Origin of the sequence: Mesorhizobium sp. M0227, from assembly GCF_040321855.1 — a bacterium.
In the GTDB taxonomy this organism is placed as follows: Bacteria; Pseudomonadota; Alphaproteobacteria; order Rhizobiales; family Rhizobiaceae; genus Mesorhizobium.
The window spans coordinates 146,770-173,232 of the sequence record NZ_JAMYSJ010000001.1 but is presented as its reverse complement, the minus strand read 5'-3'; the positions used below and the strand labels follow the sequence as shown (position 1 = coordinate 173,232).

At 64.6% G+C, this 26,463-nt stretch carries 24 protein-coding genes; 9 read left to right on the top strand and 15 right to left on the bottom strand.

The annotated features are described in order from the left end of the window. Positions 1-11 precede the first annotated feature (11 nt). From ehuC to ehuR, 4 genes are all read right to left on the bottom strand, one after another. The gene (gene ehuC / locus NKJ00_RS00740) at positions 12-671 is read right to left on the bottom strand and encodes an ectoine/hydroxyectoine ABC transporter permease subunit EhuC (RefSeq protein WP_023809047.1); all 660 of its coding nucleotides are present in this window, start codon (positions 669-671) and stop codon (positions 12-14) included. 172 nt (positions 672-843) lie between these two features. After that, positions 844-1,695 carry an ectoine/hydroxyectoine ABC transporter substrate-binding protein EhuB gene (gene ehuB, locus NKJ00_RS00735; protein WP_023809048.1) on the bottom strand — a complete coding sequence of 284 codons (852 nt, stop codon included), beginning with the start codon at positions 1,693-1,695 and terminating at the stop codon, positions 844-846. Between the two features lie 87 nt (positions 1,696-1,782). After that, positions 1,783-2,568 carry an ectoine/hydroxyectoine ABC transporter ATP-binding protein EhuA gene (ehuA, locus tag NKJ00_RS00730; protein ID WP_023809049.1) on the bottom strand — a complete coding sequence of 262 codons (786 nt, stop codon included), beginning with the start codon at positions 2,566-2,568 and terminating at the stop codon, positions 1,783-1,785. Between the two features lie 125 nt (positions 2,569-2,693). After that, positions 2,694-4,079: a MocR-like ectoine utilization transcription factor EhuR gene (gene ehuR / locus NKJ00_RS00725; RefSeq protein ID WP_352610030.1), complete on the bottom strand. Its 1,386-nt coding sequence runs from the start codon at positions 4,077-4,079 to the stop codon at positions 2,694-2,696. Between the two features lie 81 nt (positions 4,080-4,160). On the opposite strand from ehuR, the gene NKJ00_RS00720 reads away from it, so the two are divergent. From NKJ00_RS00720 to NKJ00_RS00705, 4 genes are all read left to right on the top strand, one after another. Next, the gene (locus NKJ00_RS00720; protein ID WP_023809051.1) at positions 4,161-4,652 is read left to right on the top strand and encodes an Lrp/AsnC family transcriptional regulator; all 492 of its coding nucleotides are present in this window, start codon (positions 4,161-4,163) and stop codon (positions 4,650-4,652) included. Positions 4,653-4,781: 129 nt separating this feature from the next. Further along, positions 4,782-6,275, top strand: coding sequence for an NAD-dependent succinate-semialdehyde dehydrogenase (locus tag NKJ00_RS00715; RefSeq protein ID WP_128302587.1), 1,494 nt, complete (start codon positions 4,782-4,784; stop codon positions 6,273-6,275). A 38-nt stretch (positions 6,276-6,313) separates the two neighbouring features. Beyond that, entirely contained in the window at positions 6,314-7,693 is a 1,380-nt protein-coding gene (locus NKJ00_RS00710) for an aspartate aminotransferase family protein (protein ID WP_352628359.1), read from the top strand. A gap of 8 nt (positions 7,694-7,701) precedes the next feature. Beyond that, a complete protein-coding gene (locus NKJ00_RS00705) occupies positions 7,702-8,805 on the top strand; it encodes an alcohol dehydrogenase family protein (RefSeq protein ID WP_023809054.1) in 1,104 nt (367 codons plus the stop codon). A gap of 12 nt (positions 8,806-8,817) precedes the next feature. On the opposite strand, the gene ocd is transcribed toward NKJ00_RS00705, so the two are convergent. Genes ocd through NKJ00_RS00670 form a run of 7 tightly spaced genes read right to left on the bottom strand, consistent with a single transcriptional unit; the run spans position 8,818 to position 16,357 of the window. After that, complete coding sequence (gene ocd / locus NKJ00_RS00700; RefSeq protein WP_352610024.1) at positions 8,818-9,864, bottom strand: ornithine cyclodeaminase; 1,047 nt, start codon at positions 9,862-9,864, stop codon at positions 8,818-8,820. Between the two features lie 29 nt (positions 9,865-9,893). Continuing rightward, positions 9,894-10,523, bottom strand: a complete 630-nt coding sequence (locus NKJ00_RS00695) for an FMN-binding negative transcriptional regulator (protein ID WP_352610021.1) — start codon at positions 10,521-10,523, stop codon at positions 9,894-9,896. Positions 10,524-10,527: 4 nt separating this feature from the next. After that, positions 10,528-11,409, bottom strand: a complete 882-nt coding sequence (locus NKJ00_RS00690; RefSeq protein ID WP_027035600.1) for a branched-chain amino acid ABC transporter permease — start codon at positions 11,407-11,409, stop codon at positions 10,528-10,530. A gap of 5 nt (positions 11,410-11,414) precedes the next feature. Continuing rightward, positions 11,415-12,119 carry an ABC transporter ATP-binding protein gene (locus tag NKJ00_RS00685; protein WP_023809058.1) on the bottom strand — a complete coding sequence of 235 codons (705 nt, stop codon included), beginning with the start codon at positions 12,117-12,119 and terminating at the stop codon, positions 11,415-11,417. A gap of 4 nt (positions 12,120-12,123) precedes the next feature. Further along, positions 12,124-13,290, bottom strand: coding sequence for an ABC transporter substrate-binding protein (locus tag NKJ00_RS00680; protein ID WP_023809059.1), 1,167 nt, complete (start codon positions 13,288-13,290; stop codon positions 12,124-12,126). A gap of 44 nt (positions 13,291-13,334) precedes the next feature. Beyond that, a complete protein-coding gene (locus NKJ00_RS00675) occupies positions 13,335-15,176 on the bottom strand; it encodes a branched-chain amino acid ABC transporter ATP-binding protein/permease (protein WP_245486042.1) in 1,842 nt (613 codons plus the stop codon). A gap of 14 nt (positions 15,177-15,190) precedes the next feature. After that, positions 15,191-16,357, bottom strand: a complete 1,167-nt coding sequence (locus tag NKJ00_RS00670) for an NAD(P)/FAD-dependent oxidoreductase (RefSeq protein ID WP_023809061.1) — start codon at positions 16,355-16,357, stop codon at positions 15,191-15,193. Between the two features lie 145 nt (positions 16,358-16,502). On the opposite strand from NKJ00_RS00670, the gene NKJ00_RS00665 reads away from it, so the two are divergent. The 5 genes from NKJ00_RS00665 to NKJ00_RS00645 are packed head-to-tail and all read left to right on the top strand — an operon-like array spanning position 16,503 to position 21,484. After that, positions 16,503-17,441 (top strand): MurR/RpiR family transcriptional regulator, encoded by a 939-nt coding sequence (locus NKJ00_RS00665; protein WP_023809062.1) that lies wholly within the window; start codon positions 16,503-16,505, stop codon positions 17,439-17,441. Continuing rightward, complete coding sequence (locus NKJ00_RS00660; RefSeq protein ID WP_023809063.1) at positions 17,438-18,085, top strand: cysteine hydrolase family protein; 648 nt, start codon at positions 17,438-17,440, stop codon at positions 18,083-18,085. The genes NKJ00_RS00665 and NKJ00_RS00660 overlap by 4 nt, the downstream gene beginning before the upstream one ends. After that, positions 18,082-19,404, top strand: coding sequence for a type I glutamate--ammonia ligase (locus tag NKJ00_RS00655; protein ID WP_352440721.1), 1,323 nt, complete (start codon positions 18,082-18,084; stop codon positions 19,402-19,404). Before NKJ00_RS00660 ends, NKJ00_RS00655 begins: the two co-directional genes overlap by 4 nt. Continuing rightward, the gene (locus NKJ00_RS00650; protein ID WP_352440722.1) at positions 19,404-20,171 is read left to right on the top strand and encodes an N-formylglutamate amidohydrolase; all 768 of its coding nucleotides are present in this window, start codon (positions 19,404-19,406) and stop codon (positions 20,169-20,171) included. Before NKJ00_RS00655 ends, NKJ00_RS00650 begins: the two co-directional genes overlap by 1 nt. After that, entirely contained in the window at positions 20,168-21,484 is a 1,317-nt protein-coding gene (locus NKJ00_RS00645) for an aspartate aminotransferase family protein (protein WP_352440723.1), read from the top strand. Before NKJ00_RS00650 ends, NKJ00_RS00645 begins: the two co-directional genes overlap by 4 nt. Positions 21,485-21,653: 169 nt before the next feature. Here the strand turns inward: NKJ00_RS00645 and curA are convergent, their stop codons facing one another. The 4 genes from curA to NKJ00_RS00625 all read right to left on the bottom strand — a co-directional run bounded on the left by curA (position 21,654) and on the right by NKJ00_RS00625 (position 26,414). Further along, the gene (gene curA, locus NKJ00_RS00640; protein ID WP_352610017.1) at positions 21,654-22,673 is read right to left on the bottom strand and encodes an NADPH-dependent curcumin/dihydrocurcumin reductase; all 1,020 of its coding nucleotides are present in this window, start codon (positions 22,671-22,673) and stop codon (positions 21,654-21,656) included. 24 nt (positions 22,674-22,697) lie between these two features. Further along, positions 22,698-24,020: an LLM class flavin-dependent oxidoreductase gene (locus NKJ00_RS00635; RefSeq protein WP_352628355.1), complete on the bottom strand. Its 1,323-nt coding sequence runs from the start codon at positions 24,018-24,020 to the stop codon at positions 22,698-22,700. 166 nt (positions 24,021-24,186) lie between these two features. Further along, complete coding sequence (locus tag NKJ00_RS00630; protein WP_032908639.1) at positions 24,187-25,269, bottom strand: amino acid ABC transporter permease; 1,083 nt, start codon at positions 25,267-25,269, stop codon at positions 24,187-24,189. Next, complete coding sequence (locus tag NKJ00_RS00625) at positions 25,266-26,414, bottom strand: amino acid ABC transporter permease (RefSeq protein WP_352553657.1); 1,149 nt, start codon at positions 26,412-26,414, stop codon at positions 25,266-25,268. The genes NKJ00_RS00630 and NKJ00_RS00625 overlap by 4 nt, the downstream gene beginning before the upstream one ends. Between the last annotated feature and the right edge of the window lie 49 nt (positions 26,415-26,463).

The following is a 26,463-nucleotide window of genomic DNA, read 5'->3' as shown; positions in this document are numbered from 1 at the left end:
GGAATTGGCCATCAGGCACGCACCCCATCGAGGCCGCGCGCCATGCGTCGTTCCAGCGAGCGCACGCCCCACGAGATGAGCAGGGCGAGGACGAAATAGATGATCAGGATGGTGGTGAACGGCACCAGGGTGTTGCCGGTCTGGGCGCGCACCACCTGCGCCTGGAAGGTCAGGTCGGTGAGCGAGATCAGCGACACCACGGCGGTCGCCTTGAGCAATTCGATGGCATTGTTGCCAAAAGTCGGCAGCATCACCAGCAGCGCCTGCGGCAGGATGATGTGGCGCATGCCTTGCCAGCGGCCGAGATTGAGCGCTGTGCAGGCCTCATACTGTTCGCGGCCGATCGACTGGATGGCGCCACGCACCACTTCGGCGGCATAGGCGCCGACATTGAGGCCGAGCGCCAGCACGCCGGCCTGCAACGGGGTCAGCGAAATGCCGATGAAGGGCAGCACGAAATAGGCCCAGAACAACTGCACGAAGATCGAGGTGCCGCGGAAGAATTCGATGTAGGCGGTAGCCAGCGCGCGCAGCACGAAGAAACGCGACAGCCGCCCCATTCCGGCAAGAAAGGCCATGAACAGCGCAAGCACCGACCCCATCAGCGTCAGCTCGATGGTGACAAGCGCTCCCTGCAATATCAGGCCGAAATAGCCGGACCACTGGGTCATCTAATGTACTGTTCCACCTGGACGTTTGGTCGAAGCCCCCTCACCCGGCCTCCGCTACGCTCGGCCGACCTCTCCCCGGCGGGGAGAGGAGACCACCAGCGTCGGCGCCAGCCTCTTCTCCCCAGCCGGGAGAAGGTGGCCCGAAGGGCCGGATGAAGGGGTCTTCCTTACTTCACTTCGCCGCGCAGAGCTTGTCGCGGCTGGTCGACATCGCGGCCGCCGCCGAGAAGCCGTAGGGCTCGATGATCTTGGCGAACTCGCCTGATTTCTTCATCTTGGCCAGTTCTACGTCGAAGGCGTCGCGCAGTGCCTCGTCGCCCTTCTTGAAGGCGGCGCCGTCGCAATAGACCGGTGCGCCCTGCACCGGAGCGATGACTTCGAGGTTCGGATCGTTGGCCTTCTTGACCAGATCATTGATCGACAGGACGGGCAGCGAATAAGCGTCGATGCGGCCATCCTGAAGCATCTTCACGCCGCTCTGGCCATCCGGCACGACGATGACGCGATCGCGTGGCACGCCGGCATTGAGGGCGAGCTTCTCCTCAGTGCCGCCGCCCGGCGCACCGATGGTCGCAGTCGTATCCTTGGCGACATCCTCATAGCTCTTGAAGCCCTTCGGATTGCCCTTCTTCACCAACATCGCCTCGGCATCGCAAAGCACCGGCTCGGAATAGACGACGGCGGCGCAGCGTTCCGGCTTCATGAACAGGCCGGCGGTGACGACATCGAAGCGACCGGCCTGCAGGCCAGGGATCATGGCGCCATATTCGGAGATCGAAGCGGCGACGTCGGCGACGCCGAGCCGCTTGAATATCTCGCGGGCCACATCAGGCGCGGCACCCGAAACCTTGCCGTCGGCGGCGACCGCCGTATAGGGCGGCTCGTTGGCGATGGCGAGGCGGGCGAAACCTTGCGCCTTGAGCTGTTCGAGCTTGCTGTCATCGGCCGAACCCACGTTCGAGGCGGCCAGCACCGCCGCCAACGCAAGGCTGGCGACGCCAGCCAGAATGCCAAGTTTTTTCATTGTTCCCCACTCCTTGTTTCTTGTCTTGCTTTGTTACGAGGCGGCTCTCGCCACCTCGGGACGACTTCGTCGCCTTGGGCATTGCGGTCAGACGCGATGTCCGGCCGCGATGATCTTCTTCAGGAAGCCTTGCGTGCGCTCCTGCTTGGGATTGCGGAAAATCTCGTCGGGCTTGCCCTCCTCGACGATCCTGCCACGATCGAAGAACAGCACCCGGTCGGCGAAATCATGGGCAAAGCCCATCTCGTGGGTGACCAGCAGCATGGTCATGTCGGTCTCGGCGGCAAGCTTGCGCATGACGTTCATCACCTCCTCGACCAGCTCCGGATCGAGCGCCGACGTCACCTCGTCGAACAGCATGATCTTTGGCGACAGCGCCAGCGCCCGGGCGATCGCCACGCGCTGCTTCTGCCCGCCGGAAAGCTGTGCCGGCATGCTTTTCGCCTTGTCGGCCATGCCGACCATCTCGAGCAGTTCCATCGCCCGCTTTTCGGCGGCCGCACGCGGCGTGCCCTTGGTCAGCATCGGCGCCAGCGTGACATTGTCCATGACGCATTTGTGCGGAAACAGGTTGAACAGCTGGAAGACCATGCCGATCTTCTGGCGCATCCTTGTCAGGTGTCGCTCATCGGCGGGCAGCAACTGGCCGTTGCGTTCCATGTGATAGAGCTGCTCACCGTCGATCTGGATATGACCGCCATCGATGCGCTCCAGCGTCATCAGGATGCGCAGGATTGTCGTCTTGCCCGAGCCCGACGGGCCGATCAGTGCCAGCTTTTCGCCAGGCATGACCTGCATCGACAGGCCGTCCAGCACTTTGAAAGTGCCGAAGCTTTTTGAAATGGCGTCGATCTTGATGATGGGCGTGGGCACTGCAGTTCCCCGTCCTGGAGAGGTCTATGCTCTTAACGATGCGGAACGCGCCAAATCATGTCAATTGAGAAAATAATATCATGACAATTATTTCTGATTCCGCACAATTTCCGAGCAACCCCAGCCTAGATAGCGAGCAGCAGGTGTTCCGGATCGCCAAGCAGCAGCTTGGTGACAACGCCGAGGCCGGCGCGCAGTTCCCCCTCGGTGGTCGAACCCAGCGAGATACGCACCGCCGGATGCCACGGCGCAGCCGAAATACGGAAGGACGCGCCGGGTGCAATCGCCACACCCTGCAGGCGGGCCTGGGCGACAAAGCTTTCCTCGGCGCGGTCGGCCGGCAGTTGCAGCCAGACATGCAGCCCGTCTCGCCGGGCGCGATAGCCGACCCCCGCCAGCACTTGCGCTGCAATATCCTGCCGGCGCCGCAAAGCCGCGCGCTGCCAGTGGACAAGCTCCATCGCCGTCCCGTCGGTCACCCATTTTGTGGCGATCTCGGCCACCAGCGGCGTCGCCATCCAGTTCGAAACCAGATGCCGGTTGGCGACGGCGGCGACATAGCGGTCGGGTGCGACGAGATAGCCGATGCGCAGCCCGGGCACGGTGATCTTGGTGAAGGAGGTGACGTAGAGCGTGCGCTCCGGCGCGAACGCGGCAACCGGCGGCGGCCGGTCTTCGACCAGCGGACCGAGCACATCGTTCTCGATGATAGCGATGTCGTGCTTGCGCGCAACCGCCGCGATCTGCTCGCGCCGCGCCGCATCCATCAACGTCGCCGTCGGGTTGATCACCGAGGGCTGCACGAAGACCGCGCGGATGTCGGAAAGCCGGCAGGCTTCGTCCAGCGCTTCCGGGATCAGGCCGTTGTCGTCGATCGGCAGGCCTTCCAGGTTGAAGCCGAGATAGCGTGCCAACGGCACCAGCGTATGGTGGCCGATCGCCTCGGTGGCGACCGTCGAGCCCGGCGGGGCGACACTCATCAGCGCTACCGTCATGCCGGCGGTGGCGCCGTTGGTCAGGCTGATGTTCTGCGCGGAGGTGTCGAGACCGCACAGTTTCAGCCATTCGACCGCCACCGCGCGGTGGCGCGGAAACACCATGTTGGGCCGAAACGACAGTGCCGAACTCGACGGCAGGTTCTCGGCCAGCCAGCCCAGCGCCTGCTTCAGCCGCTCCAGATGCATCGGCTCGCAGACCGGCTTCAGGATCGACAGATCGATGACTTCGCCGAGCCGCTCCGGCAGATAGGGCGGTTCCGGCTCGCGGCGCTGCGTCTGGACGAAGCTGCCGCGGCCGATCTCGCCCGAAATCAGCCCGCGGCGGATCAATTCCTCATAGGCGCGGCTCACCGTCTGCACAGAAAGCTTGAGGTCGTCGGCCAGACGTCGATGGGTCGGCAGCCGCGCGCCATTGGCGAGGCGCCCGTCATGGATGGCGCGCGCGAACTGGTCGGCCAGCGATTGATAGGCCGGGCGCCGGATGAGCGCGGGATCGGGTTGCCACAATGTCATGACTTATTAGAGATCGAAATCAGTGCAATTGACAATCGAAATAATGCGCCGTCATGGTACTCGGACGAAAAGTGAGCTCTGATGACATCCGCGAAACTCGACCCGATCGACCTGAAAATCCTCGACGCCATCCAGCGCGACGGACGCATCACCAAGTTGGCGCTGGCCGAGCAGGTCGGCCTGTCGCCGACGCCGTGCTGGATGCGGCTGCGCAAGCTGGAGAAGGCCGGCATCGTCTCGGGCTATCACGCCAGGATCGCCATGCGCGTCGTCGCACCCGTTGCCACCGTCCTGATGGAGGTGACGCTGGCAAACCACCGCCAGGCCGATTTCGACCGCTTCGAGCGCGTCATCCGCGATGTTCCCGAGATCGTCGCCTGCTGGTCTGTCGGCGGCGGCGTCGACTATGTGGTGAAGGTGATGGCGCGCGACATCGACGCCTATCAGCGGCTGGTCGATGGCTTGCTCGAACGGGAAATCGGCATCGACCGCTACTTCACCTACATCGTCACCAAGACGGTGAAGGACGAGATCGCGCTGCCCATAGCCGACCTGCTGCCGGCGTCGGCTTAAGGCGGAGAGATCATCTGTCGGGGCGGGACAAAAGAGAGAGTCTCTCTCCTTCGAGGCATCCAAACAGCCTCTCTATCTGCATCGGGCGGATAGTCTTCCCGCATCAGTCCGAACCGGGAGGTCTCGACCATGTCCGCGCATTTCGCCCGCTCGCATCGCCATGAAGCGCTCGACCGCCTGACCGACCGCCGGCTGCTGCGTGAACTCGCCTATGTCGATGGCCACTGGACGGCAAGCGAAGCCGCTGAAAGCTTCGAGGTCACCGATCCGGCCACCGGCACGACTGTCGCTTTCGTCGCCGCGCTAGATGCACGGCAGACGACAAAGGCGATCGATGCGGCCGCGCGCGCCTTCCCGGCGTGGCGGGCACTGTTGCCGCAGGAGCGCTCGAAAATCCTGCGCAAATGGTTCGAGCTGATCCTCGGCGCCAAGGATGATCTGGCTCTGCTGATGACGCTGGAACAGGGCAAGCCGCTGCAGGAATCGCTGGGCGAGATCGACTACGCCGCCTCTTTCATCGAATGGTATGCCGAGGAAGCAAAACGCCTGAACGCCGAGAGCGTCACCAGCCATCTGCCGAACGCCGAAATGATCGTGCGGCGCGAGCCCCTCGGTGTCGTCGGCATCGTCACGCCGTGGAACTTTCCGTCGGCGATGCTGACCCGCAAGGCTGCGGCAGCCCTTGCCGCCGGCTGCACCATCGTTGCGCATCCGTCCTCGGAAACACCGCTGTCGGCGCTGGCTCTGGCCGAACTCGGTGAGCGCGCCGGCCTGCCCGCAGGCGCCTTCAACATCGTCACCGGCAAGGCTTCGACCATCGTCGGGCGGATGTGCGAAGATCCGCGCGTCCGAGCCATGAGTTTCACCGGGTCGACCGAGATCGGCAGGCTGATCGCCGCGCAAAGTGCGCCGACCATGAAAAGGCTGGTGATGGAGCTAGGCGGCCACGCGCCGCTGATCGTCTTTGCCGATGCCGATCTGGACAAGGCGGTTGATATCGCCGTCGACGCCAAATTCGCCACGTCGGGCCAAGACTGCCTCGCTGCCAACCGTATCTATGTCCAGCGTCCGATCTACGATCGGTTCTGTGCCGCCTTCGCCAAGCGCATCGAGACGTTGCGGACCGGCAATGGCCTTGCTGATAGCACAGACATCGGCCCGCTGATGCACGAGCGTGCCGTCAAGAAGGTCGAGGAACAGGTCGCCGATGCCATCGCTCACGGCGCGCGCTGCCTCACTGGCGGCAAGCGGCACCTGGCTGGCCCCCTGTTCTACCAGCCGACGCTGCTGGCCGATGTCAGGGACCAAGCGCTGATCATGCGTGAGGAGACGTTTGGTCCGGTGGCCGCCGTGACGCCGTTCGACAGCGAGGCCGAAGTGATCGCCCGCGCCAACGCCACCGAATATGGCCTCGTCGCCTATGTCGTGACCGAGAATGGTGGCCGGCAGCAACGCATGGGCCGCGCCCTCGACTACGGCATGGTCGCCATCAACCGCGTCAAGATCACCGGCGCGCCGATCCCGTTCGGCGGCGTCAAACAATCCGGCATCGGCCGCGAAGGCTCGCGCCACGGACTCGAGGCTTTCACCGATCTCAAATATCTCTGCCTCGATGTAGCTTAAGCTGCACCGGAATCACCCTTTTGTCAGGAGTCAAAAGAATGCTCGACCAGTCCAACGAACTCGCCGCCTGGGATCGCGACCACTTGTTCCATCCCTCGACCCATATGGGCACCCACGCGCGCGGCGAGAGCCCGACGCGCATCATGGCCGGTGGTGAAGGCGTCACTGTGTGGGACAACAATGGCAAGAAGAGCCTCGACGCCTTCGCCGGCCTCTATTGCGTCAATGTCGGCTACGGCCGGCAGAAGATTTCAGACGCCATCGCCGCCCAGGCGAAGAACCTCGCCTACTACCACGCCTATGTCGGCCACGGCACCGAAGCCTCGATCACGCTCGCCAAGATGATCATCGACCGCGCGCCGCAAGGCATGTCGAGGGTCTATTTCGGCCTCTCAGGCTCGGATGCCAACGAAACCAACATCAAACTGATCTGGTACTACAACAACGTGCTCGGCCGGCCGGAGAAGAAGAAGATCATCTCGCGCTGGCGCGGCTATCACGGCTCGGGCGTGATGACGGGATCGCTGACCGGGCTCGACCTGTTCCACAACGCCTTCGACCTGCCGCGCGCACCGATCCTGCACACCGAGGCGCCTTATTATTTCCGCCGCGCCGACCGCTCGATGAGCGAGGAGCAATTTTCGCAGCATTGCGCCGACAAGCTCGAGGAGATGATCCTGGCTGAGGGCCCGGAAACGGTCGCTGCCTTCATCGGCGAGCCGATCCTGGGCACCGGCGGCATCGTGCCGCCGCCGGCCTTCTATTGGGAAAAGATCCAGGCGGTGCTTAAGAAGTACGATGTGCTGCTGGTCGCCGACGAAGTGGTGACGGGCTTCGGCCGGCTGGGCACCATGTTCGGCTCCGACCACTACGGCATCAAGCCGGACCTGATCACCATCGCCAAGGGCCTGACCTCGGCCTATGCGCCGCTGTCGGGCGTCATCGTCGCGGACAAGATGTGGCAGGTGCTGGTTGAAGGCTCCGACAAACTCGGTTCGCTCGGCCATGGCTGGACCTATTCCGCGCATCCGATCTGCGTTGCCGCCGGCGTCGCCAATCTCGAACTGATCGACGAGATGGATCTTGTGACCAATGCCCGCGAGCCCGGCGCCTATTTCCGCGCCGAACTGGCCAAGGCGGTCGGCGGCCACAGGAATGTCGGCGACGTCCGCGGCGACGGCATGCTGGCGGCGGTGGAGTTCGTCTCCGACAAGGACGACCGGGTGTTCTTCGACGCTTCGCTCAAGATCGGGCCGCAGGTGGCGACGGCGCTTGCCGCAAGCGGCGTCATCGGCCGCGCCATGCCGCAGGGCGACATTCTGGGCTTTGCGCCGCCGCTCTGCCTGACCCGCGAGGAAGCCGACATCGTCGTGTCGAAGACAGCCGATGCGGTGAAAAACGTGTTTGCCGATCTCTGAGAGTGACTATGAATGCCATGACCAGGACCCTCCCCGCCACCATGGCCGCCGTGCTGCTTACCGGGCACGGCGGACCGGAAAAACTCGTCTACCGCAGCGACGTGAAAGTGCCCTCGCCCGCTCCCGGTGAAGTGCTGGTCAAGGTCAGCGCTTGCGGGATGAACAACACCGATGTCTGGGTGCGCCAGGGCGCCTATGGCACGGAGGAGGACGCTGCCGCCGTGTCGACATGGCGCCGCCAGGGCAACACGCTTGTTTTCCCGCGCATCCAGGGCACGGACACCGTCGGTATCGTCGCCGCTGTCGGCGAAGGAGTGTCGCCGGACCGTATCGGCGAACGGGTGATGGTCGATTTCTCGATCTACAATCGCGACGACGATTCGCTCGCCGACATCGACTATATGGGCCACGGCCGCGACGGTGGTTACGCCGAATATCAGGCCGTGCCGGCCGAGAACGCTCATGTCATCGACACCGACATGAGCGATATCGAACTCGCCACCTTCTGCTGCGCCTACCTGACCGGTGAACAGATGCTGGAGCGCGCCGCGCTCAAGGCCGGCGAGCGCGTGCTGGTCACCGGCGCCTCGGGCGGCGTCGGCTCCGGCATCGTGCAATTGGCACGGGCGCGCGGCGCCATCCCCTATGCCGTCGTCGGCAAGGGCAAGGAGCAGGCGGTGCGCGACATCGGCGCAGAGGCTGTCATCACCCGTGGCGTTGCCGACCTGCCGCATGCCGTGAACGAGGCGACCGGAGGCCAGCCGATCGACGTTGTCGCCGACCTCGTTGGCGGTGCCATCTTCAATGACCTCCTGCGTATTCTCAGGCCCGAGGGCCGCTACACCACGGCTGGCGCAATCGCCGGCCCGGTCGTGCAGCTCGATCTCAGGACCATGTACCTGAAGCAATTGCAGTTGCATGGCTCGAGCCAAGGCACGCGCGCGGATTTCCGCCGCATCGTCGGGCACATCGAGGCGAAAAAGATCCGGCCGCTGGTCGGCGGCGTCTACAAGCTCTCCGATTTCCACCATGCGCAAGCGGATTTCATCGCCAAGGATTTCGTCGGCAAGCTGGTGGTGGTGCCGGATGCCATGTGGGGTTCGGCTATCTGAACGACCGATGTCTCAACCCTGCTGGGCCGCCCGCAGCAGCATGCCGAACAGGTCGCGCGGCTCGTCGGGGTCGGCCAGCATGTCGAGTTCCTGATAGAGGCCGGTCGAGCGCAGTTGATCCCTGACGTAACGCAGTGCCGAAAAATCCTCGATGGCGAAACCGACCGAATCAAACAGCGTGATCTGCCCGGGATCGCGCCGGCCTTGCACGGCGCCTGACATCACCTGCCACAGCTCGGTCACCTTGTGATCTGGTGCAAGCTGCTGGATCTCGCCCTCGATGCGGGTCTGCGGCGGATATTCGACGAAGATGTCGGAGCGCAGCAGGATATCGCGGTGCAGTTCGGTCTTGCCGGGACAGTCGCCACCGACGGCGTTGATGTGCACGCCGGAGCCGACCATGTTGTCGGTGAGGATGGTGGCGTACTGCTTGTCGGCGGTGACGGTGGTGATGATGTCGGCCCCTTCTACCGCCTCTTGCGCGGTGCCGCAGGCGACCATGTCGAAGCCGAGGCCGGCCAGATTGCGGATGCATTTTTCGGTGGCCTTGCGATCGATGTCGTAAAGCCTCAGCCTGTCGACGCCGAGCAGCGCCTTGAAGGCTACCGCCTGGAATTCGGCCTGAGCGCCGTTGCCGATCAGCGCCATGCAGTCGGAGCCAGTCGGCGCCAGGTACTTGGCGGCCAGGGCCGACATCGCCGCCGTGCGCAGCGCGGTCAGGATGGTCATTTCCGACAGCAATACGGGGTAGCCATTGTGGACATCGGCGAGCATGCCGAAGGCGGTCACCGTCTGGCGGCCCTCGCGCATGTTCTTGGGGTGCCCGTTGACATATTTGAAGCCATAGACCTCGCCGTCGCTGGTCGGCATCAGCTCGATGACGCCTTCGGCGCTGTGCGAGGCGACGCGCGGCGTCTTGTCGAACAGTTCCCAGCGGCGGAAATCGTCCTCGATGTAGCCTGAGAGTTCGACGAGGAAGCGCTCGACGCCGATCTTCAGCACCAGCTTCATCATGTGGTCGACGCTGACGAAGGGGACGATGTTGAGATTGGGAATCATTTTTTCTTGTCCTTGCCGCATGCAGCCGGTCAGTCCTGGCGATGCGCGTTGTGCGTCTTCATCATCGTTGCCAGCGCAGGGTCATTTTGCTCCAGCGCCCTGATGGCTCCGCCTGTGTCGTAGAGGCGCTCATCCTGACCCATCTTGAACTTGGCCTCGAGCCGATCGATCGGCAGGTCAAACCCTATGATACCAGGTATGCGCCGCTCCATGCCGCCAGGGCCGAGCTCGCGCATGCGCCAGCGATCCTCGCGATCTTTCTCCAGCACGTCGACAAGCTGCAAGAGATGCCGGGCGGTGGCATGATCGTCGAGCGGAACCGGATGCCCATGGCAATGCACGACAGCAAAATTCCAGGTCGGCGCGCTGTCGCGCACCGGATTGCGCGGATACCAGGACGGCGAGATGTAACCATGCGGACCGTGGAAGATGGCGGCCGTCTCCCTGCCTCCGCTGATCAAGGTGCTGTGCGGATTGGCCCTGGCGAGATGCGAGACCAGCGTTCCGTTTTCACCACGCGCGCGATCGAGCACGAAGGGAAGATGCGAGACGGCAAGGCCCTGCGGTCCCGCTGTCACCACCGTGGCAAAGGCCGCGGCCTCGATCAGGCCGAACACCTCGTCGCGCGACAGCGGCGCAAATTCAGGCTTTGTATACATCAGGTCAGCTTCGCTGAGCGCGAACCGCCGGGATCAGGCCTTGCGGGCGAACCAGCAGTACCGCGATGACCCCCGACAGCACGATGGCATCGCGGTAGGGCGCGATCGCTCCCGGAAGCGTCGCCTGCAACAAAACCTCGATGATGCCGAGCAGAAAACCGCCGGCGACAGCACCGGGCAAGCTGCCGAGCCCGCCGACGACGGCGGCGATGAAGGCCTTCAGCACCGGCGTAAAGCCCATCAGCGGATCGACTGAGGCACGCTGCGCCACCCACAGCATGGCCGCCAGCCCGGCAAGCAGGCCGGAGAGCAGGAAGGCGGTGGCGATGATGCGGCTGGCCGGAATGCCCATCAGGCGCACGACGTCGAAATCTTCCGCCGCGGCGCGCATCGCCGTGCCGGTCACCGAGCGGCGAAGGAAGACTTCCAGCGCAATCAGCGCCAGTGCGGAGACGACGATGGAGATGCTGGGACCGACGCCGATGGTGAAATCGCCGAAGGAGAAGGCGCCGGTCATCCAACCGGGCATGGCGACAGCTTGCGGCCGCGCCGAAATGCCGTTCTGGAATACGACCTTCAACAGGCTGGAGACGGCAAAGCTGGTCAACAGCAGGCTGGTGACGCTGGCGCCGCGCATCGGCCTGAAGGCGATACGCTCCATGGCGACAGCGGCGAGCGCGCCGCAGGAGACGGCGACAAGCACGGCTACCGGGAAGGGAAAGCCGAGCACCAGCGAGGCCAGAAGCGCGTAGCCCGACAGCGTCATCAGCTCGCCATGGGCGAAGTTGATGAGGCCGACGATGGAAAAGACGATCGCCAGCCCGAGCGCCAGCAGCGCATAGACGCCGCCGAGGCTCACCGCATTGATGATCTGCTGCGCGATCATGCTTCTCAAGCTCCCAAATAGGCCTGGCGGACGAGGTCCGAGGAGGCGAGTTCTTTTGCCGTGCCGGCCAGCACCACTTCGCCATTGGCGAGCACGACGGCGCGGTCGGCGATTTCGAGCGCCAGCGCCACATTCTGTTCGACCAGAAGGATGGTCAGGCCCTTGCGGCGCAGTTCGGCGATCAGGTCGAAGACGGTGTCGATCAGTTGCGGGGCAAGGCCGAGCGAGGGCTCGTCGAGCAGGATCATGCGCGGCTTGCCCATCAGCGCGCGGGCGATGGCCAGCATCTGCTGTTCGCCGCCCGACAGATTGCCGCCCTTGACGCGATGGTAGCGGCGCAGGATCGGGAACAACTCCAGCATCTCCTCCTCGCGCAGCCTTGCCTCGGCCGCCGGCTGATGCACCGCGCCGCCGAGACGCAGATTGTCGGCCACCGTCAGGCTGGCGAAGATACGGCGGCCTTCGGGAACCAGCGCGACGCCCTTGCGGGCTATCGCCTCCGGCGCCAGGCCGGTGATGTCGACACCGTCGAAGACCACCTTGCCGGATGCCGCCGGCACCAGCCCGGCGACGGCGCCGAGCGTCGAGCTCTTGCCGGCGCCGTTGGCGCCGACCAGCGCGATGATCTCGCCGCTGCCGACGGTGAGGTCGACGCGGCGTACCGCCTCGACCTCGCCGTACCGGATTTTCAGGGCTTCGACGCTCAGCATGACATCACGGCGCGGGAACGTCGGCAGCGTCGGGGATCAGTGTCTGGACATGCTTGCCCTCGCCGCCCTCGTAGCGCATCAGCGCCACTGGCCGCAACGGCATGCGATCGGTGCCGGCATAGGTGATCTTGCCGGTGATGCCTTCGAAATCCTTGAGGCCGGCGATGGCGTCGCGGATCGCCTTCGGGTCGTCGGAGCCGGCCGTCTTGACCGCCTGGTCGAGGATCAGGCCGATCTCGTAGCCATTGACCTCATAGGTCGATTCCGGTGCGTGGCCGGCATATTTGGTGAAGGCGGCGTTGAAGGCCTCTAGCTTGCTGCCCGGCTCGGCATAGCCGGCCGCGGTGTAGACGACGCCGTCGACCAGCTTGCCGAGCGCCTTGATGGTCGGGGTGCCGATGGCATCGGCGCCATAGACCGGGATGGTGACGCCGGCGCCGCGCAATTGCTGGATGAAGGCCGGGAAATCCGGCTCGTAGGCCGCCGTCATGATCAGGTCGGGCTTGTCGGCCAGGCCCTTGATGTTGGTGATCTCGGCGGAAAAGTCGGGCTGGCCCATGCTGAAGGTGCCGCGGCCGACAATGGCGCCGCCCTTCTTCTCGAACACTTTGCCGAAATATTCCGGCAGATTGGCGGTGTAGGTGGAGTCCGGCGAGGTCAGCAGGAACACCTTCTTCTTGCCTTCGGAGACGGCAAAGTCGGCGACCGCCGTCGCCTGCACATTGTCGGCCGGATAGGTGCCGAACATGACGTCGCCGACCGCGCCGGTCAGCACCGGGGCGGAGCCGCACAGCGTCAGGGTCGGAATGCCGAGCGGCTGGGTGAGCTGGCCGGCGGAAATCGAGGGATCGGCATCGCACGGCGTGATCATGATCTTGGCGCCGGCGTCGATCAGCTCCTGGGCGACGGTGGCGGTCTGCGCGGTATCGGAGCGCGTGTCCTTGATCAAAAGCTTGACGGTGTATTTGCCGCCGAGCCCGCCCTTGGCGTTGAGTTCGTCGAGCGACATGCGCAGGCCGGCAAGTGCCGGCTGGTCGTAAGGGGCAAGGCCGCCGGTCTGCGCGGTCGCGGCACCGATGATGATCTCCTCGGCGCTGGCCGTCGAAATGGCGGCGATGCCGAACACGGCAGCGCACAGGGCGGCGCGATGGAGGCGATAGAGGCTTGGCATGTCGGTTCTCCTTCTGGATTTTTATGATTGGTTGTCGTTGCAGGTCATGCGGTCTGGTTTTCAGCTGTTGCGGTCTTGGCACGCGCCGTGCGGCTGCCGAGATAGGCGGCGATCACGGCGGGGTTCTTCTGGACGTCGCCGGGCGTGCCGTCAGCGATGACGCGGCCATGATCGATGACGACGATGCGCTCGCACAAATTCATCACCAGCCGCATGTCGTGTTCGATCAGCACGACGCCGATGCGGCGCTCCGCGCGAACCGTCGATAGAATCGAGACCAGTTCGGCGGTCTCGACGGCGTTCATGCCGGCGGCCGGCTCGTCGAGCAGCAGGAAGCGTGGCCTCAACACCAGGGCGCGTGCCACTTCGAGCCGGCGGCGCTGGCCATAGGCAAGCCTGGCGGCCGGCTGATCGGCAAATCTCTCCAGCCCCATGCGCGCAAGCTCGCTCATCGCCGCCGCCTCGGCATGGCCGAGATCAGGTTCCACCTGGCGTGCTGCGACAACGACATTTTCGAGCACCGTCATGTGCGGAAAAACGCGGATGTTCTGGAAGGTGCGGGCAACGCCGGAGCGGGCGAAGCGAAAGGCCGAAGCCTGCCGCACCGCGCCGCCGACAGACACCGTGCCGGTGCTTGGCTGGACATCACCGGCCAGCATGTTGAGCAGCGTGGTCTTGCCGGCGCCATTGGGACCGATAATGCCGGTGATGCTGTCTGTCCCGAAGCTCAAACTGACGTCATCGACGGCAACGACGCCGGCATAGCGGCGCGACAGATGGTCGGCGGTGAGCCGGTCACTCTCGACATGCTGCGGAGGTGCCGCCGAAGCCGTCACGGCCTGGCGTCCCGGCCGGCGCAAAAGGTTGAGCTCACGCTCGCCGAACAGACCGGTCGGGCGTCGCCAGATGACCAGGATCATGGCGATGGCCAGCACGCCCTGGGTCAAGCCGAACAGGACAGGCAGATGCAGGCCGAGCACCTCGCCGCCGCCCTCGAAGCGGCGCACCACTTCGACCAAAACGATGGTGACGATGACGCCGGCGAAAGCGCCGAGCGACGAGGTCATGCCGCCGACGATCAGCATGGCGAGCATGGTGAAGCCGAGGTCGAAATAGAAATCGCGCGGCGAAAACGCGCCAAGGAATTGCGCCATCATGGCGCCGGCGGCCATGGCGGCGACGACGCCCGCCACCCAGGCGGCCAGACGCGCCGTGCGCTGGTCGACGCCGACGGCGGCCGCACCACGCTCGTCATTGGCGGCGGCGCGGGTGGCAAGGCCGAAGGAGGTTTCGCGAAACAACCTCGCCGCCACCAGCGCCACCGAAGCGACAGCGGCAGCCGTCCACAGCCCGACCTCGCGCGGCACGCCGTAAAATGGCTGGCTGCCGCGGGTGATTTCGCGTCCGGCGACCAGCAGCGTGTAGACGATGATCAGCATGGCAAGCGTTGCGATCGAAGCGCTCGATCCGGAAAGCCTGAGCAGCGGCGTGCCGGTCAACAGGCCGACGATGACCGCGAGAGCAAGGACGACGGCCAGCGCCGCGACAAAGGAGAGTTGATGGCCTGCGAGGAATTGCGGCAGGTCGCGCAGCGCCGTTCGCTGCAATGCGGTCGGCATGGTGAGGATGCCCGTAGCGTAGGCGCCGAGGCCGACAAAGGCGGCCTGGCCGAACGAGACGATGCCGCTGTTGCCGGAGAATATCTGCAGGCCAAGCACCGCCGTCAGCATGATCGCTGCATAGGTGACCACACGTTGCATGGCGGCGCTGCCGAAGACAAAGGCGGCAAGCGCCACCAGCAGCAGCACCGCGACCATGCACAGGGCATCGGCGGTGGCGTTGCGAAACGCGGCCGGCATGAGGCCGCGTGAGTTGCTCTCGCTCATCGTCGGCGACGCCATCACGCGGCCCTGAAGCGATCGGGCGAAAACGGCGCCAGGATCGGCTGTGCTCCCTCGGTGACCAGCCTGGCCACGGCCTCGCCGACGGCTGGACCGGTCTTAAAGCCGTGGCCGGAGGATCCGGCAGAAACGACCAGCCCTTCGACCCCAGGCATGGCGCCGATGACAGGCAGATCGTCGGGGCTCATGTCGTAGAGCCCGGCATAGCCGGGGCGGATGCCAAGTTCGGCCATGGCCGGCAAGCGGGTGGCGAAGGTCTCCAGGATCTCGACCGATTCAGCTTCCTCGACACCTTCCATGTAGTTGTCGGGATTTTCGACAAGGCGCGGACGGCCTGCATGCTCATGGCGCAGGCCGGTGCCGCCGCCGGCCCAGGTGCCGGCCAGGATGACGCCGTCATTGTCGGGCCGTGCATAGTTGCAGGAAATGTCGTCGCACCAGGCGAACGGCATGACCTGCCTTGCCTTGCCGGCAGCGTCCAGCACGGCCATCGGATGGCGCTCGACATGCAGCGGCAGATCGAGGCCCACTGTCGCCAGCAGCCGGCGCGTCCATGGCCCGGCGGCCAGGACGACGGTACCGGCTTCCAGCACCGTTCCATCGGTCAAGGTGACGCCGGTGATGCGGTCGCCCTGCCGCTGGAGGCTCTCGACCAACGTGTTCTGCATGATCCCAGCACCGTTGGCGCGGGCGGCACGGGCGATGGCGTTGGTGGCGCCGAAGGCATCGGCGTAGCCATATTCCGGCTCCCACAGCGCCATTGCGACATTGTCCAGGACAAAGCCGGGTGCCGCGTCGGCAAAGGCCTGCGGCGACAATGTCTCGATGCGCGCGCCCTCGCCGCGGATGCGTTCGGCTGCCGCCGTCCAACTCACCTTGTTGTCGTTGCCGCAGACCCACATCATGCCGATTTCGGTGACAAAGGATCCTTCGCCCGCGATTTCCGGCAGCGACACCAGGATCTCTCGGCCACGGATGGACAGCTGCGACAGTTCCGGCATCAGGTAGAAGGCGTGCAGCAGCGCCGACGATTTGCCCGACGGGCCGCCGGCGGGGTGGGTCTGCTCGACCAACGTGACCTTCACACCGGCCTTGGCCAGATGATAGGCGGCGCTCGATCCGACAATACCGGCACCGACGACGATGACGTCGCTTCCGTTTCGCATGGCTGTTCCCCACAGTCTCTTGGCTGCTTTCCGACAAGGTAGGGCCAGCGATCACACAATGTCAACATCTCTTCATTGTTGACCAAGATTTAAATCTCTGTAATAAACTCGACAAAACAAGAGAACATGGATTTCGGGGAGGCCCATGGCGATACGCGATGTTCTGATGCGCGGGGATCTTGCGCTGACGCCGTCGGAAGAGAAGATCGTCCGGCTGCTGTTGACGGACTATCCGACCTCCGGCCTCGGCACCGCTTCGTCGCTTGCGCGGCGCGCTGGCGTCAGCGATCCGACCGTGGTGAGGCTGGTCGTAAAACTCGGCTATGAAGGGTTTCCGGATTTCCAGGCGAAGCTTCTGGCCGAAGTCGAGGCAAGACTGCACTCGCCGCTGCTGATGATGGAGGCCAAGCGGCAGAGCGGTTCCAACGACAGCGCCGTGCTGGCCTATCTCGATAGCGTCACCACGGCCTTGCAGAAAGCCACCGCCGCGACACCCATCCAGACATACGAACGGGCGGCCCGCCTGCTGATGGAGGTCAAGGGCGAGGTCGTGCTGGTTGGCGGCCGGTTCAGCCGCCACATCGCCGGCATGCTGGCCGGCTATCTCGTGCAGTTTCGCTCCGGGGTTCGCGATCTTGGTGTGCTCTCCCCGCAGACCTTCGACACGCTCGCCGACCTCGACCGCCGCGACGTGCTCGTCGTGTTCGACTATCGCCGCTATCAGCTTGATGTGATGGCCTATGCGAGCCAAGCGGCGGCGCTCAATGTGCGCATCGTCCTGTTCACCGACCAATGGCTGTCGCCGATATCAGATCTCGCCGAAGTCACCATCGTCAGCCCGCTCGAAGTCGCCTCGCCCTACGACACGCTGGCGCCGGCGATCGCCCAGATGGAGGCGCTGGTCGCCCATATCGTTTCGACGCTGGGCGACGAGGCCCGCGCCCGCATCGAGCGGCTCGAAAGGGTGCGACATGCCAATGCCGTGACGCTCGACAGCGACCCGCAAGAGAACGGCGCGCGCAAGATACCCGGACCCCGCAAGACGCCGGGACCCAAATCAGCAAAGCAGGACGACAAAGCATGACCCAGGCCCTACCCAAACGAGACGAAGCCTTCCGTGCCGGCGAAACGGCACTGCTGCTCGTCGACATGCAGCGCATCTGGCTGGAGCCGGGCGCCGATCCGTCGCATCCGGAGCGTGGCCCCGATCACTATTTCTACCGGCAGACATCCTCGCGGACGATCCCCAACCAGGAGCGCCTGCTGGCCGCGGCGCGGGCCAATGGCGTCGAGGTGCTGCACACCATCATCCAGAGCCTGACCGAAGACGGCCGCGACCGCTCGCTCGACCACAAGCTGACGCCGATCCATATTGCACCCAGCCTCCCCGAGGGACTGCCGGTGGCATCGCTGGCGCCGGTTGGCGACGAGATCATGCTGCCGAAGACGTCGTCGGGCATCTTCAATTCGACCAATGTCGACTATCTCCTCAAGAACCTCGGCATCCGCTATCTCGTCGTGGTCGGCGTGCTGACCGATCAATGCGTCGACATGGCGGTGCGCGACGGCGCCGACCGCGGCTATCTCGTCACCTGCGTATCGGATGCTTGCGCCACCATCACCCAGGAACGCCACGACATCGCGCTCAAGGCCTTCGGCGGCTACTGCTGGGTGGCCGACACCGACACGGTCGTCGACCGCTTCAACGCTTTGGGAAAACCGGCATGACATCGACCGTCGAGCCTCTGGTTGCCGTCGTCACCACGGATCTCTCCGCCGTCACGCGGGGCCGTTTCGTTGCCGAAAGCAAGTTGCAGAAGACCGCCACGACCGGGGTCGGCTGGCTGCAGGCCAATCTGTCGCTGACGCCGTTCAACTCGATCGTCGATCCCAACCCCTGGGGCTCGTCGGGCGACCTGCGGCTGATCCCCGATCTCAAGGCGCGCTTTCGCACGACACGCACCGGATCGGCGACGCCGTTCGACATGGTCGCCGGCGACATCGTCGAGCTCGACGGCAGCCCATGGCTCGGCTGCACCCGCACGATGCTCAAAGAGGCGTCGGCCGATTTGAAAGCCGCGACCGGCCTGTCGGTCATCGCCGCCTTCGAGCATGAATTCAACGTCGCCGACGGCGGCTTCGCGCCGGCGCATTCGATGTCTTTCGCCGCGCTCAGGCGAACCGACCCCTTCGCGCCCAACCTGATGGCGGCGCTGGAGGAGGCCGGCGTCGCACCCGAAGTGGTCATCGCCGAATTCGGCGACGAGCAGTTCGAGGTGACGCACGAGCCGGCGGACGCGCTGACGGCAGCCGACCGCGCCGTCGCCATCCGCGAAATCACGCGCGAACTGGCGCGCAATGCCGGCTGGCGTGCGAGCTTCGCGCCCAAAACCGCGCCAACTGCCGTCGGCAACGGCGTCCACATCCATTTCAGCTTCGTCGACGAGGCCGGCAAGCCGGTGACATACGATCCGGCACTGGCGGGCGGCCTTTCCGCCAAAGCCGGCGCCTTCTGTGCCGGCGTGCTGCGCCATCTGCCTGGAATGACCGCGATGACGGCGTCGAGCGTGTCGTCCTTCTACCGGCTGAAGCCGCACAGCTGGAGTTCGTCCTATACCTGGCTCGCCGACCGCGACCGCGAGGCGTCGCTGCGCATCTGCCCGACAGTGACGATGGGGGGGCGCGATCCGGCGCGGCAGTACAATATCGAGTACCGGGCGGCGGACGCCACCGGCAATCCCTATCTGTCGCTGGCGGCGATTATCCGCGCCGGGCTGGAAGGGCTGAAGGCGGGCCTGCCGTCGCCACCTTTGGTCACCGGCGACCCGACGCTGATGAGCGAGGCGGAGCGCGCAAGTCTCGGTCTAGTGCGCCTGCCCGAAACCCTGCCCGCGGCACTGGACGCGTTGCTGGCCGACGGCACCGTGACGGGATGGTTCGCGCCTGTCTTCATCGACACTTTCGTCGGCCTCAAACGACATGAAGCCGAGCGTCTTGCCGGTCTCGATCCGGCCTCCATCTGCGATCTCTACCGGACGCTCTATTGATGACCGCACGGACCGAAAAAGATTGGCCGGAGGCCGTCGAGGTCCTCAACGAGCACGGCCGTTCCGATATCGTGCTGTTGTGCGAGCATGCCTCCAACCACATGCCGGCCGAGTATCGACAGCTCGGCCTCGATGCCAATCATCTGCAGCGCCACATCGCCTGGGATATCGGCGCCGCCGAGGTGACCCGCCTGCTGTCCGCGAAGCTCGATTCACCAGCTTTCCTCAGCGGCTACTCCCGGCTGCTGATCGACCTCAACCGGCCGCTCAATACCCAGGGCAGCATTCCGGTGCTGTCGGAAGATACCGGCATTCCCGGCAATGTCGGCATCGACGCGACGGAGCGGACCCGGCGTGCCGAGATCATCTTTTCGCCGTTTCATGACCGGGTGACCGCGCATCTCGACTGCCGGGCACAGGCAGGCCGGCGGACGCGGATCGTGACGATCCATTCCTTCACGCCGGTCTTCCTCGGTGTCAGCAGACCCTGGCATGCCGGCGTGCTGCACGACCAAGCAAGAGATCTCGCCGAAGCGATCCTTTCGGGCCTGCGCACCGACGCCGGGCTCAATGTCGCGGCCAACGTGCCCTATGTGATCAGCCGTGACGCCGACTACGCCGTGCCCATCCATGGCGATGATCGCGGCATCGCCGCCGTCCTCATCGAGATCCGGCAGGACCTTTTGTCGACACGGCGCGGCATCGAGGAATGGGCGGACCGGCTGGCGGCGGCACTGCCGGCACAGAAGGCGGAGAAAGTGTCGTGAGCAATCTCAGCTTGCGCGAACGTGACGCCGCGACCATCGCCCAGATCGGCAAGCTGCGTTTCTCGCCGCTCAGCGTCATCGGCGGCCGGGGCAACCGGCTGATCGAGGAAGACGGCCGCTCCTTGCTCGACCTGTCGGGATCGGCCGGTCCGGCGGTGCTCGGCTACGGCCATCCGGCCATCGTCGAAGCGGTCGAGACGTCGATCCGCGACATGGCCGGCGCCAGCCTGCTGCTCTACCCGAACGAGCCCGCCGTATCGCTGGCGGAGCGGCTGCTGGCGATTACGCCCGGAGAAGGCGAACGGCGCGTCTGGTTCGGCCATTCCGGGTCGGATGCCAACGACTGCGCGGTGCGCGTGCTGCAGGCGGCCACCGGCCGTTCGCGCTTCATCTCGTTCATCGGCTCCTATCACGGAAATCTCTCCGGCTCGATGGGCATCAGCGGCCATACCGCCATGACCCACACGCTACCCCGGCCGGGCGTGCTTCTGCTGCCTTATCCCGATCCGTTCCGACCGAATTTCAGCAGCGACGACGTGCTTGCGCTGCTCGACTACCAGTTCGAGACCACCTGCCCGCCGCATCAGGTCGCGGCGGTGTTCATCGAGCCGTTGATGTCGGATGGCGGGCTGATCGTGCCGCCGCCTGGCTTTCTCAAGGCATTGCAGGAGCGTTGCCGCAGGCACGGCATCAAGATTGTCGTCGACGAGGTCAAGGTCGGGCTCGCTCGCAGCGGCATGATGCACTGCTTCCAGCATGAAGGACTGACGCCGGACCTCGTCGTCTTCGGCAAAGGCATCGGCGGTGGCTTGCCGTTGTCGGCCGTGATCGGCCCTAAGGAGATCATGGACCATGCGCCGGCCTTCGCGCTGCAGACAACCGCCGGCAATCCGGTGGCGACATCGGCCGGCAACGCGGTGCTGAAGACGATCGAGACGGACGGCCTGGTCGAGCGCTCGGCGCGGATCGGCATGCTGTTTTCCGACGCGCTGCGAGCCCTTGCCGCCAGGCATGAGATCATCGGTGATGTGCGCGGGCGCGGCCTTGCCATCGGCGTCGAACTGGTCAAGGGCCGCACGACACGTGAGCCGGTTGCGGCGGCGACCACGGCCAAGATCATCTATCGCGGCTATGAGCTGGGTGCAGCCTTCACCTATGTCGGGTTGAAGGCCAATGTGCTGGAGTTCATGCCACCGCTGACGCTGACGGAAGACGAAGTGGCGGAGGGCGTGGCGATCGTCGACCAGGCGATCGCCGACGTCAACGCCGGCGAGGTCTCGGACGCGGACGTCGCCTCCTTCATGATGTGGTGAACAGAAAGGCGCGGCCACGGCTGCGGCAGAAATTGCCTAGAGCAGTTCACCGTTTCACGGAAACGGCGACCCGCTCTAACTCCTTGTTTTTACGCAATCCGGACGGAAAAGCGTTTCACACTTTTCCTGAAATTGCTCGAGGCAGCCCCGACTGATTGTTGCGCAGCAACTATTCCGCGATACGCACGATCAGCTTGCCGAAATTCCTGCCTTCGAGAAGGCCAAGAAAGGCCTGTGGCGCATTTTCGATGCCATCCACGATATCTTCCCTGTATCGAACCCGGCCGGATGCTATCCAGTCGGCCATCTCGCGGTAGAAGGCCGGGCGCTGGTCGACAAATTCGCGCTGGATGAAACCCCTGATCGTCAGGCTGCGGTGCAGCACTTGCTGCATCAATGTCGGCAACCGGTCGGTGCCGGCATCCGCGATGACGTTGTACTGCGCGATCAGCCCGCAGACCGGCACACGCGCAAACTCGTTCAGCAGCGGAAACACCGCGTCCCAGACAGGACCGCCGACATTCTCGAAATAGATGTCGATGCCGCCGGGGCAAGCTGCCTTCAATTGCTCGGCAAAATCGTCGGCCCGGTGATCGACGACCGCGTCAAAGCCCAGCTCGTCTCGCACGAAGGCGCACTTTTCGGCACCGCCGGCAATGCCGACGGCACGCGCTCCCTTGATGCGCGCGATCTGGCCGACGGCCGACCCGACCGCACCGCTGGCGGCCGCCACGACGACCGTTTCGCCAGGCTTCGGCTGTCCGATGGTGAGCAGACCGGCATAGGCCGTGAAGCCCGGCATTCCGAGCACACCCAGTGCGGTCGTGATGGGCGCCGCCGCGGGATCGAGCTTGCGCAGCCCGACACCGTCGGACAGGGCGAAACTCTGCCATCCGGAGTGGGACAGGACGATGTCGCCTTCAGCAAACTCCGGATGGCGAGAGATCATCACACGCGCGACGGTGCCGCCCTCCATCACACCGTCGACATCGACCGGCCTGGCATAGGATCTGGTGGCGTTCATACGACCGCGCATATAGGGATCGAGCGACAGATAAAGAATCTGCAACAGCAGTTCGCGCTCTCCCGGCTGGTCAAGGTCGACCGTCTCGATGCGGAAATGATCCGGCTTCGGCCGGCCTTGCGGTCGCGCCGCGAGCACGATGCGGGTGTTGGACTGGATTGACATGGAGACCTCTCCGCGAAGGATGTTCTACTCGAAAAACCGGTTGGGCGGCCGCTTCAGGCCGAGATTCTCGCGCAGTGTCGACCCCTCATATTGCCGCCTGAAGATGCCTCGCCGTTGCAATTCCGGCACCACTTTCTCGGCAAAATCATCGAGCCCTGCCGGCAGGTAGGGAAACATGATGTTGAACCCGTCGGAGCCCTCGGCAACCAGCCATTCCTCCATCTCGTCGGCGATTGTTTCAGGCGTGCCGACAAAAGCAAGCCCGGAATAGCCGCCCAGCCTTTGCGCAAGCTGCCTAACGGTCAGGTTCTCCTCGCGCGCCAGTTCGATGACGCGCTCGCGGCCACTCTTCGAGGCATTGGTCTCGGGGATTTCGGGCAAGGGCGCGTCGGGATCAAAACCGGACGCATCATGTCCGATCGCGATCGACAGCGAGGCGATGCCGCTCTCGTAATAGACGAGGCTGTCGAGCTTGGCCCGTTTGGCCTGCGCGTCCTCGACGCTGTCGCCGACCACGACAAAGGCACCGGGCAGGATTTTGATGTCGTCGCGCGAGCGGCCAAGTTTCTCCGCACGGCCTTTGACGTCGGCGAAGAAACGCTGCCCCGAGGCGAGATCGGCATGGGCGGCGAAAATGACTTCCGCCGTTTCGGCAGCCAGCTGTCGCCCCGCCTCCGAGGCGCCGGCCTGGACGATGACCGGCCAGCCTTGGATAGGCCGCGCAATGTTGAGCGGACCGCGCACCGAAAGATGCTCGCCCTTATGGTCAAGCACATGCAGCTTTGCGGGGTCGAAATAGAGCCCGCTTTCGGCGTCGCGGATGAATGCATCGTCGGCGAAGCTGTCCCACAGGCCGGTGACGACATCGTAGAATTCCCGTGCCCGCCGATAACGCTCATCATGCTCGACATGCTCGTCGAGGCCGAAGTTCAGCGCCGCGTCAGGGTTGGACGTGGTGACGATGTTCCAGCCGGCGCGTCCGCCGCTGATATGGTCCAGCGAGGCGAAGCGGCGGGCAACATGATAGGGCGCGTCGAACGTCGTCGATGCGGTAGCGACCAGCCCGATATGGTCGGTGACGGCGGCGAGCGCCGACAGCAGCGTGAATGGCTCGAACGACGTGACAGTGTGGCTGCGCCGCAGCGCCTCGATCGGCATGTTGAGAACGGCCAGATGGTCGGCCATGAAGAACGCGTCGAATTTCGCCGCCTCCAGCGTCTGGGCGAAGCGTTTCAGATGCGCGAAATTGAAATTGGCATCGGGACAGGCGCCCGGGTAACGCCAGGCGCCGGTGTGCAGACTGACGGGGCGCATGAAGGCGCCGAGGCGCAATTGTTTTCGTGTCATGTGGCGGATATCTCGGACGTTGGAGATTGAACAAATCTCGACGAGGATCGACCTCCATCAAGGCACGGGGAAGGTATTGCGTTCCCCCGCCACGCGCTTCCGCAGCATTCGCTTCCCCGCCGCCAGCGCAAAATGGCACAGCGCTCCGCCGGCGAGCTTTATGGGCTCAGTGTCGCTGCGACCGGCGCAGATATGTCTCCAGCCAGAGGCTGTAGCGTGAGCCGCCGAAGCACAGCACGAAATAGATCAGCGCAGCGAACAGATAAGCCTCGTCGTAGTAGCCGAGCCACTGCGGATCGGCCGCCGAGGATCGGGCCGCATTGAGCAGGTCGAAAATGCCGATGACGGCAAGCAGCGATGTCGCCAGCAGGAAGCCGATCGCCAGATTGACCATGCCGGGAATGACCAGACGCAGCGCCTGCGGCAGGACAACGAGCTGCATCGTGCGCCAATAGCCGAGGCCAAGCGCGGTCGCGGCCTCGTGCTGGCCCGCCGGTATTGCCTGGAGGCCGGCACGAACGACCTCGGCGACATAGGCCGACCAGAACAGCGTGATCATGATCATCGCCCGGACATTCTTGTCGATCAGCTGGCCATTCGGAATGGCCATTGGCAGGATGAGCATCGCCACATAGAGGATGGCCACCATCGGCGTGCCACGCATCAGTTCGATAAAGGCGATCGCAAGCGTGCGCAGGCCGCCCATGCCGGAACGCCGCGCCAGGGCGAGCAGGATCGCCAGCGGCGTCGCCAGTCCGAAGCAGACCGACCATACGAACAGCGTCACGGCCAGCCCGCCCCACTGGTTCGATGGGACGGCGGGAGGCACCAGCGTGCCGGACATCAGGATCCAGCTGGCGACGACGACGACAGGCCAGGCGACGAGCAATCCCTTGCGCCAAAATCGCGGCTGAGCGGTGATGACGAGGAGCCCCAGCAGCAGCACCATGACGACGAGCGGGCGCCATTGCAGCGCCGGCGGATAGAAGGCGAACAGGATGAAGCGGAATTTCGCCCCCACGAACGCCCAGCATGCGCCGTTGGCGAGTGCACAGTCGGCTGAGGTTCCGGTCCATGTCGCGTCGAATACGCCCCAGCGCAGCAGTGGCGGTACGATCCAGCCCAGCAACGCCACCGTAACCAGGGTGATGACTGAATTGAGCGGGGTGCCGAAAAGCCCGATCTTCAACGTCCGCAGCGTTGCCGACGATCGCCACGGTCGTAGGTAAACAGCGTCGGAGATGCTCATGTCCTCGCAATTCCTCTGAGAGCGACACGCCGGTTGTAGTGGTTCATGGCGGCCGATACGGACAGGTTGATCGCCAGATAGATGCCTATCAGCAGTGTCAGCGCTTCCAGCGACTGCCCGGTCGTGTTGGCGGTGGTGTTGATGATGCTGACGAGATCAGGGTAGCCGATGGCAACCGCAAGGCTGGAATCCTTGGTCAGGTCCAGGTAGCTGGACGTTGTCAGCGGCGTGATGACGCGCAAGGCCTGCGGCAGCACGACGAGCCGCATGATCTGGCCGCTGTGCAGGCCAAGCGCCCGGGACGCTTCCCATTGGCCACGGTCGACCGACTGGATGCCGGCTCGCACGATCTCGGCGATTGCCGCCGAAAACTTGACCACCAGGCCCGTCAACAGTGCCGTGAATTCCGGCGTCAGATTGTAGCCGCCGCGAATGTTGAAGCCAGCCAGCGCCGGTATCTCCCAGCTCGCACCGGCTCCGGTTAGAGGAAAGGTCAGCACAACGCCAGCCAGCAGCCCCGCGGTTGCGATGCCCAGCCGCCTGGCAGGCAAGCTGCCCTCGCGCCGCGCCCTCCAAAGGAAAGCCATATAGGCCAAGGCGAGGCCGACAAGCAGCCAGAGCGTCGGCGCCGACACACCATGAAAGGCGAGCCCGGGAACGAACACGCCCCGGTTGGTGAGGAAGAAACTGCCGAAGACCGAGAGCGCCTGGCGTGGCGAGGGAAACGATTTTGCCAGCGAAATCCAGAAGAACAGCTGAAGCAGAAGCGGCGTGTTGCGGACGATCTCGACATACCAGCGCACGAGCGCGGCCAGCAACAGATTGCCTGAGAGGCCGGCAACACCGAGAGCAACGCCGAGGATCGTGGCGAGCAGACATCCAAGCGCTGCCACCGTCAGCGTGTTCAGAAGACCGGCCAGGATCGCGCGCGCATAGGGGTCGCCCGCCCTGAAGGCGATCGGCGCCTCGCCGATCTCGAAATTCGCCGGCCTGCCGAGGAAGTCGAACCCCGGCGTGATGCCGATGCGCGCCATGGTCGCGGCGGTGTTGTGGCCGAGCAGCCAGAACAGGGCGATGACAGCCGCGATCACCGCGATCTGGGTCAGCGGCCAGTCGCCCCACCACCTGGACAACTTGCGTAACATGCCGGGTCCGTCTGGACCCGGCACGGTTTCGTCCGTCAATGACATTGGC

Coding starts and splice junctions, on each gene's coding strand:
- NKJ00_RS00720 (WP_023809051.1), top strand. CDS start 4,161: ATGACATCCGCGAAACTCGACCCGATCGACCTGAAAATCCTCGACGCC.
- ehuR (WP_352610030.1), bottom strand. CDS start 4,079: ATGACATTGTGGCAACCCGATCCCGCGCTCATCCGGCGCCCGGCCTAT.
- NKJ00_RS00710 (WP_352628359.1), top strand. CDS start 6,314: ATGCTCGACCAGTCCAACGAACTCGCCGCCTGGGATCGCGACCACTTG.
- NKJ00_RS00675 (WP_245486042.1), bottom strand. CDS start 15,176: ATGAGCGAGAGCAACTCACGCGGCCTCATGCCGGCCGCGTTTCGCAAC.
- NKJ00_RS00655 (WP_352440721.1), top strand. CDS start 18,082: ATGACATCGACCGTCGAGCCTCTGGTTGCCGTCGTCACCACGGATCTC.
- NKJ00_RS00715 (WP_128302587.1), top strand. CDS start 4,782: ATGTCCGCGCATTTCGCCCGCTCGCATCGCCATGAAGCGCTCGACCGC.
- NKJ00_RS00705 (WP_023809054.1), top strand. CDS start 7,702: ATGAATGCCATGACCAGGACCCTCCCCGCCACCATGGCCGCCGTGCTG.
- NKJ00_RS00685 (WP_023809058.1), bottom strand. CDS start 12,119: ATGCTGAGCGTCGAAGCCCTGAAAATCCGGTACGGCGAGGTCGAGGCG.
- ehuC (WP_023809047.1), bottom strand. CDS start 671: ATGACCCAGTGGTCCGGCTATTTCGGCCTGATATTGCAGGGAGCGCTT.
- NKJ00_RS00650 (WP_352440722.1), top strand. CDS start 19,404: ATGACCGCACGGACCGAAAAAGATTGGCCGGAGGCCGTCGAGGTCCTC.
- NKJ00_RS00660 (WP_023809063.1), top strand. CDS start 17,438: ATGACCCAGGCCCTACCCAAACGAGACGAAGCCTTCCGTGCCGGCGAA.
- NKJ00_RS00625 (WP_352553657.1), bottom strand. CDS start 26,414: ATGTTACGCAAGTTGTCCAGGTGGTGGGGCGACTGGCCGCTGACCCAG.
- NKJ00_RS00665 (WP_023809062.1), top strand. CDS start 16,503: ATGGCGATACGCGATGTTCTGATGCGCGGGGATCTTGCGCTGACGCCG.
- NKJ00_RS00695 (WP_352610021.1), bottom strand. CDS start 10,523: ATGTATACAAAGCCTGAATTTGCGCCGCTGTCGCGCGACGAGGTGTTC.
- NKJ00_RS00680 (WP_023809059.1), bottom strand. CDS start 13,290: ATGCCAAGCCTCTATCGCCTCCATCGCGCCGCCCTGTGCGCTGCCGTG.
- NKJ00_RS00670 (WP_023809061.1), bottom strand. CDS start 16,357: ATGCGAAACGGAAGCGACGTCATCGTCGTCGGTGCCGGTATTGTCGGA.
- NKJ00_RS00635 (WP_352628355.1), bottom strand. CDS start 24,020: ATGACACGAAAACAATTGCGCCTCGGCGCCTTCATGCGCCCCGTCAGT.
- curA (WP_352610017.1), bottom strand. CDS start 22,673: ATGTCAATCCAGTCCAACACCCGCATCGTGCTCGCGGCGCGACCGCAA.
- NKJ00_RS00630 (WP_032908639.1), bottom strand. CDS start 25,269: ATGAGCATCTCCGACGCTGTTTACCTACGACCGTGGCGATCGTCGGCA.
- ocd (WP_352610024.1), bottom strand. CDS start 9,864: ATGATTCCCAATCTCAACATCGTCCCCTTCGTCAGCGTCGACCACATG.
- NKJ00_RS00690 (WP_027035600.1), bottom strand. CDS start 11,409: ATGATCGCGCAGCAGATCATCAATGCGGTGAGCCTCGGCGGCGTCTAT.
- ehuB (WP_023809048.1), bottom strand. CDS start 1,695: ATGAAAAAACTTGGCATTCTGGCTGGCGTCGCCAGCCTTGCGTTGGCG.